Genomic DNA, 13,344 nt, shown 5'->3' with positions numbered 1-13,344 from the left:
CGCGGAGTATAGCGGATTGTCGATCGCCGTGCGGTAGTCACACCCCCCGCGTGACTACCGCACGGCCAGTCAATTGTCCCCGCCGGGCGGGCTGCGGGCACTCCCCAGTCCTGGTGACAGGCCTGCGGCGGATCGGGTTCGGTGGATCTCAGGACAGGTTCAGCTCGCGGGCCCACAGCTGCGCGGCGGTGCGCTGCGGCAGCGGTGCCGGCGCCTCCGGGTGTACCAGGCGGTACTTGCGCCGGATCGAGCGCAGGTGGGTATTGGCGGTGTCGATCGACACGAATAGCCGCCGGGCCACCTCGGCGGTGGACAGGTGCTCGCAGCCGACCAGGCGCACCACGTCGAGCTCACGCGGGGTCAGCTGGTAGTGCTGGCGCCGGGCGACGGCGGCGGTGAAGATCCGCCCGACCGCGTCGCGCCCCTGTGCCTCGGTGAGCCCGCAGCTCGCGGCGGCCCGCGCGGGCGGCTCGCCCTGCACGACCGCGCGCAGCATCCGCCGGTCGCCGGCGGACAGCTCGGACCCGGCCGGCAGCGGGCGGCGGCGCAGGTCGGCGTAGAACATCGCGGCGAGGGCGGTGGACAGGTGCAGCCCGCTGTCGTGCACGGTCAGGACGGCGGCGACGAGGCCGGCGGGGTCCTCGGACTTCTCCACGTAGCCGGCGGCGCCGGCGGCGATCGCGTCGAGGACCTGTTCCTCGGGGGCATAGCCGGACATGAGCAGCACCCGCCAGTCGTGCTCGGCCAGCGCCCGCACCGACTCCGGGCCGGAGGTGCCGGGGCCGAGGATCACGTCGCAGACCGCGATGCCGGCCGGGCCGCTGGCGATCGCGGCGGACACCGTCGGCACGAGGGGACGCACCGCGAAGCCGTGCCGGGCCAGCAGCAGGCCCAGCACGCCGACCAGCGGCCCGGCGACGAGGCGGTGGTCGTCGACGACGACCACCGGGACCGCGGGGACTACAGGGACGGCCACCGCAGTACCACCTTGGTGCCCTCTCCCGGCTCGGACGTCACGCTCCAGGCGGCGCCGACCGCCTCGACGGCGGGCAGCGACTCGGTCTGGCCGTGCCCGCGCGGGGTGGTGGCGGCGTCGAAACCGGCGCCGTTGTCGAGCACCGAGATCTCCACGCCGTCGCTGGTCGCCTCGGCGAACAGGACGACCTCGGCGTCGGGGCCGGCGTACTTCAGCGCGTTGGCGAGCGCCTCGCGCGCGGCGGACAGCAGCGCGTCGGCGACCTCGGGCGGCGGCTCGGCGTGCACGTACACCCGCGGGAACAGCAGCAGGCCGAGGTCGAGGAACGTCTCGGCGAGTTCGAGGACGCGCGCGGAGAACCCACCGCCGCCGTCTGCGGCGGTGTGCAGCAGGGCACGGGCCCGGATCGCGCCGCGGCGGGCGGCCCGGCGGGTGTCGCGCCGGACGCGCTCGTCCAGGGCGATGCCGTCGAAGATCGGCAGGACGCCGTCGTGCAGCGACCGCCGGAGGCCCTCCCGTTGCAGCGCGAGGTCCAGTCGGCGGGCGTGCGCCACCGCCGCGGCCGTCTGCGCCGCCATGCCGCGCAGCGTGGTCGCGACGGCCAGGCCCGCGACGTACCAGACGACGAACCCGAGAATGTCGGAGGCGAGCTTCTGCGACACGTCCGGCCACACCGAGGCGGCCCACGTGGCGGACAGCAGCAGGACCGCGGCGGCGGCGCGCGGGCGCAGCCCGACCGCGAACGCCAGCACGACCGGGCTGACCAGGCTCACCGGGACGAGCTCGGTGAGCACCGCGTTGCGCTGGTCGGGCAGGCCGGCCCGCGACCCGGCGGCCATGAGCGCCACGCAGAACGCGGCGTCGGCGAAGGCCAGCAGCCCGTCGCCGCGCAGGTCGCCGGTGCGCCGCGTCCGGCGCAGGAACCACAGCGCCTCGCCCGCCGCGGCCAGCGGCGCGGCCGCGATGATCCACGGGTGGGGCAGGTGGTGCCATTCCATCAGCGGTACCGCCAGGAACGGCACCGTCGCGACCCGGACATAGGCGACCATGCGGGCCAGGCGCTGCTCGTTGGCGCGCACGATCTCCGCGTCGGACTCGGTGGGAACCCGCGACCAGTCCATCGCGGCGGCCACACGCTGAGTAAAGGTCATCAATACGGCATGTTGCCGCACCGGAATGATCGATGGGATCCCCGCGACGGCTGATGGCATTCCGTGTCCGGCCGTGCCTGCGATTTCGGACCCGGGTCCGTGCCCTCCGTCACCAGCCCGTGTCAGGCAGTATCAATCTCGCGGGCCGTAGCGCTCCGCGGCTCGGGCCCGGGCCCGGGCCGCCTCCACCTCGCGGTCCCGCGGTGGCGTGCGGGTCACCAACCCGTCCAGCAGCACCCTGGTCGCCTCGGCCACAGCCTGCACGGCCGCGTCGAACGCCTCCTGGTTGACCGCGGCCGGCCTCGTCATGCCGGCGACCTTCCGCACGTATTGCAACGCGGCGGCCTCGATCTCGTCTTCGGTCGCGGGCGGCTCGAAGTTGTTCAGCACCCGGATGTTCCTGCACATGTACCCCACCTTGCCAGGCCCGCGAAAAAATGTCGTACCCCCTCGCTAGTCTCCGGGGCATTCGATCAAGCGCGACGCGACGGAAGGCGGATCGCATGGGTTGGCTGGCGACGGCCGGTGGTTACGAGGTGACCCTGGAGGCGGGGCGGATAGCGTGCCGCAACCAGAAGGGCAAGGTGCTCAAGTCGATGCCCTCGGCGCTGCGTGACGACCCCGTGGTCACCGGGCTGCGGCAGCTCACCGAGTGGCTCACGCGGCACGAGGCCGAAGTCCGCGAGCAGGTCGACCTATGGATGATCCGCTCGCTGCCGGTGCCGGCCGAGCTGCTCGCACGGGTGTGGCCCGACGAGACGTGGCGGGCGGCGCTGACCGACCTCGTGGTCGCGGTCCTCGACGACGAGGGCGGGTTCGACCCGGACGAGGCCGGCTTCCTGCGCGACGCGACCGCCGACGGGATCGGTGTGGTCAACCTCGACGGCGAGACGGTGCGGCTGCCTGCGGAGCGGATCGCGGTGCCCCACCCGGTGCGCCTGCGCGACCTTGAGGACCTGCGCGAGTTCGCCGCCGACCTGGGCGTCAAGCAGTCCGTCGACCAGCTGTTCCGCCAGACCTGGACGCGCCCCGACGATCTGGAGGCGGGCGCGAGCAGCGTGCGCGACTACGCCGGCGGCCGGTTCGGGGAGCTGCGGCACCTGCTGGCCCGGGCCGCGTCGCTGGGCTATCCGGTGCGCGGCGGCTACGCGGTCTGCCGCGTCTTCGAGGACGGGAGGGGGCTGGAGGCGCGCAGCTGGGTCGGCGCCGACGATCCGTATTCGGAGGCGGAGACCGGCGATCTGGTGTTCGTCCGGCCCGACGGCCGGTCGATCCCGCTCGCCGAGGTGGGGCCGGTGGCCTGGTCGGAGGGCATGCGCATGGCCGCGGCGCTATACGCGGGCCGGCTGGTCGAGCAGAGCACGGAGGAGACGGCGTGAGCGCGGAGAACATCGAGGCGTTGCTGGACGCGGGGGCGGTGCTGCCCGTCGGCACCGACGCCGCCAAGGACACGATCGACACGCTCACCACCCGGGCGTATGGGCATCCGGTGCTCGGCCAGCGGAAGGTGGTCCGGCTGGTGCCCGCCACGCTGGGCCAGGCCGAGGACCTGACGATGGAGTTCCTCGGCTTCGCCGCGCCGCAGACCGTCGCCGAGGTCGGCGTGGTGCGCCAGCAGGCGCTGGGCTTCCCCGCCTGGGCGCTGGTGCACGACCCGGCCAACGGCCACCACGCCCTGGCCCTGGTCAAGGACATCGAGCGGCTGGTGCGGGTGGCCAAGTCGCGCATCGGCCCGGCCCGCGACGGCTTCAACGAGCTCGGCGACCGGCTCGCCCGCTCGGTCCCGCACTTCCTGCCGACGTTCTACGAGGAGGCGGCCCGGGCCTTCCTCGCCGCCGACAGCCAGACGTATGCCGCGAGCATGTTCGGCAAGGCCCGCGAGGCGGAGCGGCTCTACGCGCTGGAGATCGACGAGGAGCGCCAGCACACGGTCTTCCTCGAGTTCGCCCTGGCCGGCGCGTTGACCGCCAAGGCCCTCGCCCAGCACGCCCGCGACCTCGCCGGGCGGTGCACGCCGGAGGTCGCCTATGAGCGGTTCCGCCGGCTGTGCGTGGAGCGCACCCTCGGCGGGATGCCGCCATATGCGCAGATGCACGTCGACCTGGGCCGCCTGGCGAAGGCCGCCGGGCTGGGCCCTGAGGAGGACGAGGCGCTGCTGGCCGAGGTGCTGCCGGCGCCGTCGATCCTGCGGGCCCCCGGCGGGTTCTGGAAGGCCTACCGGCAGGCCCTGGTCCGCCTCGCCGGGCGCGAACCGCGGGTGCGCGGGCAGCTGCTTGGCATGTTCCCCGGCGAGTGCCCGTTCGGCCTGTGGCTGGACATCCTCGAGGAGTGCGGGGCGACGGCGGCGCTGACCGGCCCGGCCGGCGGGGTCGAGGCCGGCGCGGACTCGCCGGACGGGCCGGCGGGCTGGCTGGCCCGTGCCGACCGCAGCCGCGGCAACTGGCGCCGGCCCCGCGAAGCGCGGCTCTACGCCATCGCCGAGCGGATGGCGCCGCGGCTGCGGGCCGACGGCGTCGCCGCCGACCTGGCCCCGAGCCACCGGCGGATCGACCTCGACCTGGTCGACCTGGCCCTCGCGCTGGGCATCCCGGTGGCCGAGATGGCCCAGGACGCGCGCTGCGACGTCGGCGGCTGGATCTCCGACGACGGCGAGGGGCGCCGCGACCTGACCGAGGTCGCCGCCCATGAACGGCTGCTGCCGCTGATCGCGGAGAGCATGGAGTCGTATCTGAAGACGTGGTATCGCGCCGATCAGGCAGCGGTCGCGCCCGACCGGGTCGGCCAGGTAGTGGCCGTTCCGGGCCTGCGCACCGCGCTGCACTGGTGGCTCGACCGGCTCGCCGACCGGATCGCCGCGCAGGGCCTGACGACCCTCGACGACGAGCTCGACCGGCTGACCGCGGTCGCCTGCCCGGCGGGCCTCGCGGTCAACCCGGAGGCGGTCGCCCGGATCACCGCCCTCGACCTGGGCCCGGTGCTGGGCCGCACGCTGCGCGCCGGGGTCCTCGACGAGTTCGAGTGGCCGGCGCTGGAGGCCGGGGCGGCCGCGGTCCGCGGCGAAGACCGGCGCCCGCTGCACGAGGACCTCACCGTGTTGCCGCAATGGCCGGCCCTCGTGCTGCACCGCGGCGAGCGGGTCGCGGTCGTCGGCGACGAGGGCCTGGAGCTGGAGCACACGCTGCGCATCCCGCCCGACGAGCGGCGCTACTCGTGGCACACGGCGGTGCGCTACGTCGACGGCCAGTTGCTCGTGGCCTGGAACCGCGACGGGGAGCGGGCCGGCTACTGGAGCGGCTCGCCCGACGACGTGTTCACCGCCGCGGAGGACGGGCTGTCCAACCCGGGCGAGGGGTCTGTCGCCCTGCCCGGCGGCGGGCGCAGTGCCGGTGGCCGGCCGCTGCACCCGGGCGACCGGCGCGCGCAGGAGTTCGGCGCCGTGATCAGCGACGGGCAGCACTACTGGGTGCAGACCCAGGACCAGTCCGACCACAGCTGGCGCTGGCAGGAATACGACCCGGCCACCGGCGCCCGGGGCCGGGTCTCGCTGCCGGCGTTCTTCGAGGAGGGTGCCGTCGACGGGCAGCCGCTGGCTTTCGCCTCGTGCCGCCTGCGGCCCGCCTCGCCGCGCATGGCGCTCAGCCCGCTCGGCCACCGCGACGGCCTCGTCGGCTGGCGGGTCCGGCACACCCCGGACGGCCAGACCGGCGAGGGGGTCGACGGCCGGTCGTTCGCGCTGGCCGAGCCGGAGCCCGCCAGCCGCGGCCGGCAGGGCTCGCTCACCGGCGCGATCCGGTTCCCGGGCGCCGACGCCGTGCACGGCCTCGTCACCGAACACGGGTGGCGGGTCGTCACGCTGCACCTGCACACCGCCGACGGCCTGCGCTTCGCCACCTTCGGCACGGCCGGCATGCCCAGCCCGTTCGCCGAGGGCACGCCGCTGGTCCCGCCGCCGTCGTTCTGGCACCAGCTGCGACCGCGCGACGAGGCCGGCTCGCTGGCGCTGCGCGGGCTCGGCGACGAACGGGCCGCGGGGCTGCTGGCCGCGGTGTCCGGGCTCGCCACCGCCGCCGGTGACCGCGACGAGCTGACGTTCCCGGACGCCCAGGTGCGGGCCGCGGTCCGCGAGGCGGTGCCACAGCTGTGCGCCGAGGCGCTGGTCGCCGGCGTCGGCGGGGTGGTCAAGCACGCCGCCCGCGCCGCGTTGCGCCTGGCCCGGCTCACGAGCGCGACCGAGGCGATCGCCGCGCAGGAGCCGCAGGCCGTCGCCGACGGCCCCGACGCGCACCTGGCCGACGACGCGGTCCTCGACGCCGCGCTCGGCGGCCTCATCCCGCACTGCTATGACCATGGCCGCGCGTGGGTGAAGGTCTTCGCCGACGTGGGGGCCGCGCTCACCGGCCGCGAGCCCCGCGCGCCGCTGTCGTCGTGGCTGGGCTCCACGGACCTCGACTGGTATTCCGTGCTCGGCGTGCTGCCCTCGATCATGCTGCGGGCGGCATCGCCGACGACCGGCGAGCAGCACCGCGCCGCCCTGCTCGACCTGCTGGAGGTCCTAGCCGGCTCAGGGCTGCTCGACGGCGACGGGCGCACCCGCCGTGTCACGGTCGAGTCCGACACCCACCGGCCACAGATGACCGCCGGCCAGGTCGTGACGACCGGCGACGGCCGGCGGCTGCTGCCGTTCCGCGTCGACGCCGGTGGCGGTGGCGTCATCGGGATCGAGCACGCGGCGGACGGCCGGTTCGGCCCGGTGCCGGGGCACACGATCACCTACGAGCAGGTGTACGAGCGGTCCGGGCACGAGTCGGCGGCCGTGGCCCGTTTCGCCGCCGCCGGCCGCGCTCGCGGGGGCCCGGCCGACCTGCTGGCCCCCGAGACGGTCCGAGCGGTCTGCGCCGCGGCCGGCGTCAGCCTCGCCGAGGCGACGGTGCTGCTGGCCAGCACCACTCACCTCCAGCGCTGGAAGGAGCACCGCCCGGCGGACTGGCAGGCGGCCGACGACTCGGTCACCGACTACGCGATCGAGGCGGCGATCGAGCACGTGCAATGGCAGCAGCGGCGGCGGGCGGGGGACGGCCTCGCCCACACGGCGCTGCTGCCCGCCGAGCCGGCCGAGCTGTGGACCGGCGGGCCGGACGTGGCCCGGTTCGCGGCCTGGCACGCCGAGCGCGTCGGCGCCCGCACCCCGATCGGCGACGACCTCATCACCGCACTGCGCCGGGCGGGCGTCCCGGACGGCCTGACCGCCTCCGAGTTCCTGCACGGCGTCGCCAACCCCGACACCTGCCGCTGGCTGCACGGCCCCGACGCCGGCGTCGACGGCGACGACCTGCTCGTCACCGTCGCTCGCGGGCTGCCGTGGCTGGCGCGGCACCTGCCGGAGGACGACCCGATCCGCCGCAACCTGCCGCGGGTGCTGGAGCTCGTCCGGCGGCTGGCGGCCGACCCGGCGTTCGAGGTGCCGATCGGCGGCAGCGACGAGCAGAACCTGGAGAAGATCCTCGCCGCGCTGGCCATGCCGGTCGAGCGCGGCGAGGACCGCATCGACGCGGGGCTGTTCGTGGCGTCGATGAGTGGCTACTGGCGGCGGGTGCGCCTGCGCCCGGCCCGCCTCGACGGCCTCGACGACCCGCGGGTGGACGCGCTCATCGCGGGGCTGGGCAGCCGGGACCTGCCGGTCGTGGCGCTGCGTGCCGTTCTCGGCGACCGGCTCGACGCCTGGCTCGGCGCACCGTCCGGCGACGCGCCGCACGACCCGTCGCGCTCGGCGCCGGAGCTGGTAGCGCGGGTCGCCGAGCGGCACGGCCTCGGCGCCGACGCCGCCACGCTCTACCTGCAGCTGCTCGCCCTGCCCGATCCGACCGACCGCAACGTCGCGGCCTGGACCGGGTGGAAGCCCGCCCGGCTCAAGGCCGCCCGGGCCGAGCTGCTGGCCACCGAGCTCGTCGCCGAGGCGAAGCGGCCGCGCGCTGGGCGTTCGCTGTTCCTGCCCGGCGGATGGCTGGCCTGGAAGGCGCCGCTGCCGCCGCTGGAGCGATGGAAGCTGCCGCTGCTCATCGGTGCCGACGACGACGGGGCCAAGCTCGGCGCCGTCATCCCCGTGGCGCCCGCGCCGCGGCTGTTCGAGCTCGCCTGGGATCGGGTCGTCGCCGGCGACCACCCCCGATTCGAAGAACTCACCACGAGAGGCCGCCGATGACCGCCACCGTCACCAGCCCCCGGCAGGTCGACCCCGCCGAGCACGCCCACGCGACCGAACTCGCGTTCCTGGCCGCGTTCGACGGCGGGGCCCGGCCGCCCGGCTGGCGGCTCACGCCCCGGGCCGTCGTCACGTTCATCGTCGGCAGCGACGGCGAGGCGCTCGCCCTGCCCAAGGGCGCGCGGCCCGACGGGGTCCCGACGCGGCTGGAGATCCCGCGCAAGTTCGTCGGCGACCGGGCCCTGGTCGAGCGGTGCGTCGTCACCCTCGCCGGGGAGCGGGGGCTGCTGCTCGTCGGCGAGCCGGGCACGGCCAAGTCGATGCTGTCGGAGCTGCTGGCCGCGGCCGTGTGCGGCACCAGCGAGCTGGTCGTGCAAGGCACCGCGGGCACGACCGAGGACCAGCTGCGATACGGCTGGAACTACGCGCTGCTGCTCGCGCACGGCCCGAGCCCGGAGGCCATCGTGCCCTCGCCGGTGCTGACCGCCATGCGCGCCGGGCGGGTCGCCCGGATCGAGGAGATCACCCGGTGCCTGCCCGAGGTGCAGGACGCGATGGTGTCGATCCTGTCCGACCGGCGTATCGCGGTGCCGGAGCTGGCCGGCACCGAGGGCGCGACCGTGCACGCCGCGCCCGGGTTCACGCTCATCGCCACCGCCAACCTGCGCGACCGCGGGGTGTCGGAGATGTCCGCGGCCCTCAAGCGGCGCTTCAACTTCGAGACCGTGGGCCCGATCCCCGACCTGGCCGCCGAGACCGCGCTCGTGGGCCGGCAGGCGCGCGCGGCCCTGGAGCGGGTGCAGACCCCGTTCGAGGTCGACGAGGCGGTCCTCGAGGCGCTCGTCACGGCGTTTCGCGACCTGCGGGCCGGGCGCTCGGTGGAGGGCTGGGAGGTGGAGCGGCCCTCGACGGTGATGAGCACCGCCGAGGCGGTCGCGGTCGCCACGTCGCTGGGGCTCGCGGCGGCCTATTTCCCCGGCGACCGCGACGTGCTGTCGCTGCTGCCGGCGCACCTGCAGGGCGTGGTCTGCAAGGACGACCCGGCCGACGGGGCGAAGCTGCTGGGATACTGGGACGGGGCGGTGCGCCGCCGCGCCGAGGAGGGCGCCCGGCTGTGGCGCCGGCTGTGGGAGCTGCGCGATGTCCTCCAGCCCTGACGCCGCACTCGCCGGCCTGGCCGGCTGCACGGCACCGTTGCTCATCGGGGTTCGCCACCACTCCCCCGCGCTGTCGGCGGTGATGGACGATCTGCTGGACGGGTTCCGGCCCGAGGTGCTGCTGCTGGAGCTGCCGGCCGAGTTCGCCTCCTGGCTGCCGTGGCTGGCCGACCCGGCCACCACGGCGCCGGTGGCGCTCGCGGGCGTGGTCGGCGGCGACGGCGCGCCGGCGTTCTACCCGTTCGCCGACTTCTCGCCGGAGCTGGTCGCGGTGCGCTGGGCGGCCCGCAACGGCGTCGAGGTCGTTCCCTGCGACCTGCCGCTGGCCGCCCGGGAGTGGCGCGCGCCCGGGTCGCCCGTCCCGCCGGGCGCGCCGGTCTCGTTCCTCGGCGACGCGCTGAAGCGCTCGGCCACCGGCCGGTCCGACGAGGACATGTGGGACCGGGTCGTGGAGGCCCGCGCGCCCGGGTCCGCTCCGGAGGCGGTGCGCCGCGCGGCGCTGCTGGTCGGCTGGGCGATGCGCGGCGATTCCGCCGCGGGCGCGGGCGTCGCGGAGCTGGACCTGCACCGCGAGGCGTGGATGCGCCGCTGCCTGGCCTCGGTGGGCGACCGCCGGGCCGCCGCGGTCGTCGGCTCCTTCCACGCCGCGGCCCTGCTCCCCGGCGCGCCGGCGCAAGCCGTCTCGGTCTCGTCGGGCGGGTCGGCGGCTCGTGCGGCCGCGTCGCGCGGCGTCGTGGTGGCGGACGGGGCGGCCGCGGAGCGGGGCGACGTGGTGACCTCGCTCGTGCCGTACAGCTTCGCGCTGCTCGACTCGCGCTCCGGGTATCCGGCCGGCATCCGCGACCCCCGGTGGCAGCAGGCCGTCGTTTCGGCCGGTGGGCGGCCCGACGCGGTCGAGGCGGCCGCCCTCGCGAGCGTGGTCGAGGTCTGCGCGCGGGTGCGCGCCGCCGGGCACCCCGCGGGGCCGGCCGAGGCGCGCGAGGTCTTCCGGCTCGCCACCGACCTCGCCCGGCTGCGGGGCCTGCCGGCGCCGGGCCGTGGCGAGCTGATCGAGTCGCTGCAGAGCGTGCTCGCCCACGGCGAGGTGCTCGGCCGCGGCCGAGTCGTCGCCGCGGCGATGGAGACCGTCCTCGTCGGCGACGTCCGCGGCGCCCTCGCGCCCGGCGCGCCGCGGTCCGGGCTGCGCCCGGCGGTGCAGGCGCTGCTCGGCGACCTGCGCCTGCCCGGCCCCGGCGAGCGGGCGAAGGACCTGCGCCTCGACCCGCTGCGCTCCGACCTCGACCGGCGCCGCGACGTCGCGCTGCGGCAGCTGGCAGCGTGCCGGATCCCCTACGCGGAGAACACCGCCGTCGAGGGCACCGCCGGCGTCGACGCCCTGACCACCCGCTGGAACATCGAGTGGACGCCCGGCACCGAGGCGATGCTCGACGTCGCCGGCATCCGCGGCGTGACCCTGGCCCAGGCGGCCGAGGGCGCGCTGCGCGAGCGGCGCCGCGCCGACGAGGGCGCCGAGGGCCCGACCGCGGCGCAGATCATCGCCGGGCTCGCCACCGCGGCCGAATGCGGGCTGCCCGGGCTGGCCGGCGAGCGGCTGACGGAACTGGCCGAGCAGATCCCCGCGAGCGCGACGCTCGAGGAGCTCATGACGGCCCTCGCGCTCCTCGACCGCCTCCGCAACGGCCACGTGCCCGGCCTGCCAGCCGAGGTCGCCGCGACCCTGGCCGACCTTCCGGCGCTCGGCGATGCGCTCGAGGCCGCGGCCGTCCGCCAGGTCGACGGCCTCGCCGGCTCCGACGACGTCGCCGACGTACGCGCCCTGGTGGCCCTGGGCCGCCGCGCCGACGCCGCCGGCGTGGGCCTGCGCCTGGCCGACGCCCTGCGCCGCCTGGCCGCCGCCGGCACCCCGACGATGTCCGCCGCGGCCGGCGCCGTCCAGGTCCTGCTCGGCCTCGACGAGCCCGCCGCCCTCGGCAGCCGGGTCGCGTCGTGGATCGACGGTGCCATCAGCGACGAGGGCCGCCGCCGGCTACTGGGCCACCTGCGCGGCCTGCTGGCCGCCGCCGAGCCCCTGCTGCAGTCCGGCCCGGACGCGCTGGACGGTCTGCTGGACCGGGTGGCCTCGCTCCCCGACGCCGCGTTCCTGTCGAGGCTGCCGGCCTTGCGCGGCGGCTTCCAGACGGTGAGCCCGGCGGCTCGGGACCGTCTCCTCGCGGTGGTCGAGGACCGCCTTGGCGGCGGCCTGGCCCGCGACGTGGAGTCCACGGATCCGTCGGCCCTGCTCCGCCGGCTGCTGGCCGACCGCGCCGGCCGCGCCGCCGCCGACGCGCTGGGCCTCCTACCGCCGCCCGCGACCTGCGACGCCGCACCCTCAGACGCCGCGACCCCGGCCCCGGCCCCCTTGGACGCCGCAGCTCAAATCGCCGCGGCTCCCGAAGGCGCGGCTCCCAGCGGTGCGGCTCCCAGCGGTGCGGCTCGCGACGGTGCGGCCGCTTCGTTGGAGGGTGCGGCATCTCCCAGTGATGCTCTGGCCGGCGCCGGTTCCCCCGGGCCGGCGTCGCCCCGCGAAGCGGCATCGTTGCCCCATGGGGCCTCGATCGTCGCGGCCGGCCCGACCGCCGACAAATCGGATATTTCTGATCATCCGGATAGTGTCGAGCGGTCGCTGGGCGTCATCGATCGATGGCGGCTGCTGCTCGGGCGGCAGGATCAGCGGCTCGCAGGGGCGGCGCGGCGGTATGCCACGGCGCTCGACGAGCTCTACGGGGCGGGCAGCGGCGAAGGAGCCGCGGCCGATGCGGCCGGGCGGGCTGGGCGCGAGGCACCGTTCCCGGGGGTGCGGGAGTGGGCCGAGGAGCTGTCCGCGCTGTTCGGGCCGGGGATTCGCGAGGAGGTGCTCGCCCGGGCCGCGGAGGCGGGGCGGCACGACGCGGTGATGCTGCTCGATCCCGAGACGGTCAACCCCTCGGTGGAGCTGCTGCAGAGCGTGCTGTCGCTGGCCGGCGGCATGTCCGAGAGCTCCGTCGCGCGGCTGCGGCCCCTCGTGGCGCGCATCGTCGACGAGCTCACCCGGCGCCTGGCCACGCGACTTCGGCCGGCGCTCGCGGGGATCAGCACGCCGCGGCCGACATACCGGCCGGGCGGGCCGCTGGACCTGCCGCGCACACTGCGGGCCAACCTCGCCACGACCCGGCGGGACGCCGACGGGCGGGTCCTGGTGATCCCGGAGCGGCCGGTGTTCCGCACACGGGCGCGGCGCGGCGTCGACTGGCGGCTGGTGCTGGTCGTGGACGTGTCCGGGTCGATGGAGGCGTCGATCATCTGGTCGGCGCTGACCGGCGCGATCCTCGCCGGGGTGCCGGCCCTGACCACGCACTTCGTGGCGTTCTCCACCGAAGTGGTCGACCTGACCGACCGGGTGAGCGACCCGCTGAGCCTCCTGCTGGAGGTGCGCGTCGGCGGCGGCACGCACATCGCCAAAGGGCTGCGACACGCGCGGAGCCTGGTGACGGTGCCGTCGCGGACGCTGGTGGTGCTCGTCAGCGACTTCGAGGAGGGCTACCCGCTCGGCGGCCTCCTCGCCGAGACGCGCGCGCTCGTCGAGTCGGGCGTGACCGTGCTCGGGTGTGCGAGCCTCGACGACTCGGGGCGGCCGCGGTATTCGGTGCCGATCGCCTCGCAGCTCGTGGCAGCCGGGATGCCGGTGGCCGCGCTGAGCCCCATGGAGCTGGCCCGCTGGGTCGCGGAGAAGGTGCGCACTTGACATCTCCCCCAGCTGAAGCAGGGGGATTCAACCCTCGCGGGTTGAGCTTTCTGCCTCACCGACAACAGCCGACCCGGACTACCGGCGAGGGACGGTGTACC

7 protein-coding genes are annotated in these 13,344 nt (G+C 76.0%); 4 read left to right on the top strand and 3 right to left on the bottom strand.

The genetic code is table 11. The features are described from left to right. Positions 1-148 precede the first annotated feature (148 nt). The 3 genes from AB0367_RS07975 to AB0367_RS07965 all read right to left on the bottom strand — a co-directional run bounded on the left by AB0367_RS07975 (position 149) and on the right by AB0367_RS07965 (position 2,535). On the bottom strand, positions 149-976 hold the full coding sequence (locus AB0367_RS07975) for a response regulator (RefSeq protein ID WP_366225455.1): 828 nt from the start codon (positions 974-976) through the stop codon (positions 149-151). After that, positions 961-2,127 (bottom strand): ATP-binding protein, encoded by a 1,167-nt coding sequence (locus AB0367_RS07970; RefSeq protein WP_366225454.1) that lies wholly within the window; start codon positions 2,125-2,127, stop codon positions 961-963. Before AB0367_RS07970 ends, AB0367_RS07975 begins: the two co-directional genes overlap by 16 nt. Before the next feature lie 132 nt (positions 2,128-2,259). Continuing rightward, the gene (locus AB0367_RS07965) at positions 2,260-2,535 is read right to left on the bottom strand and encodes a DUF2277 domain-containing protein (protein ID WP_366225453.1); all 276 of its coding nucleotides are present in this window, start codon (positions 2,533-2,535) and stop codon (positions 2,260-2,262) included. A gap of 95 nt (positions 2,536-2,630) precedes the next feature. Between AB0367_RS07965 and AB0367_RS07960 the strand changes: the two genes are divergently transcribed. Genes AB0367_RS07960 through AB0367_RS07945 form a run of 4 tightly spaced genes read left to right on the top strand, consistent with a single transcriptional unit; the run spans position 2,631 to position 13,243 of the window. Continuing rightward, entirely contained in the window at positions 2,631-3,506 is an 876-nt protein-coding gene (locus AB0367_RS07960; protein ID WP_366225452.1) for a DUF4132 domain-containing protein, read from the top strand. Further along, a complete protein-coding gene (locus AB0367_RS07955) occupies positions 3,503-8,326 on the top strand; it encodes a hypothetical protein (protein ID WP_366225451.1) in 4,824 nt (1,607 codons plus the stop codon). The genes AB0367_RS07960 and AB0367_RS07955 overlap by 4 nt, the downstream gene beginning before the upstream one ends. Continuing rightward, positions 8,323-9,483, top strand: a complete 1,161-nt coding sequence (locus AB0367_RS07950; RefSeq protein WP_366225450.1) for an AAA family ATPase — start codon at positions 8,323-8,325, stop codon at positions 9,481-9,483. Before AB0367_RS07955 ends, AB0367_RS07950 begins: the two co-directional genes overlap by 4 nt. After that, entirely contained in the window at positions 9,467-13,243 is a 3,777-nt protein-coding gene (locus tag AB0367_RS07945; RefSeq protein ID WP_366225449.1) for a DUF5682 family protein, read from the top strand. The genes AB0367_RS07950 and AB0367_RS07945 overlap by 17 nt, the downstream gene beginning before the upstream one ends. Positions 13,244-13,344: the final 101 nt, after the last annotated feature.

The sequence above is a fragment of the Dactylosporangium sp. NPDC051484 genome, assembly GCF_040689395.1.
Classification (GTDB): Bacteria; Actinomycetota; Actinomycetes; order Mycobacteriales; family Micromonosporaceae; genus Dactylosporangium.
The sequence above is the reverse complement of the archived record's forward strand: the minus strand, read 5'-3'. Positions and strand labels throughout refer to the sequence as shown.

Bases quoted from the DNA above. Each gene is read 5' to 3' on its own strand.
- AB0367_RS07970 (WP_366225454.1), bottom strand. From the start codon at position 2,127: ATGACCTTTACTCAGCGTGTGGCCGCCGCGATGGACTGGTCGCGGGTT.
- AB0367_RS07965 (WP_366225453.1), bottom strand. From the start codon at position 2,535: ATGTGCAGGAACATCCGGGTGCTGAACAACTTCGAGCCGCCCGCGACC.
- AB0367_RS07960 (WP_366225452.1), top strand. From the start codon at position 2,631: ATGGGTTGGCTGGCGACGGCCGGTGGTTACGAGGTGACCCTGGAGGCG.
- AB0367_RS07950 (WP_366225450.1), top strand. From the start codon at position 8,323: ATGACCGCCACCGTCACCAGCCCCCGGCAGGTCGACCCCGCCGAGCAC.
- AB0367_RS07945 (WP_366225449.1), top strand. From the start codon at position 9,467: ATGTCCTCCAGCCCTGACGCCGCACTCGCCGGCCTGGCCGGCTGCACG.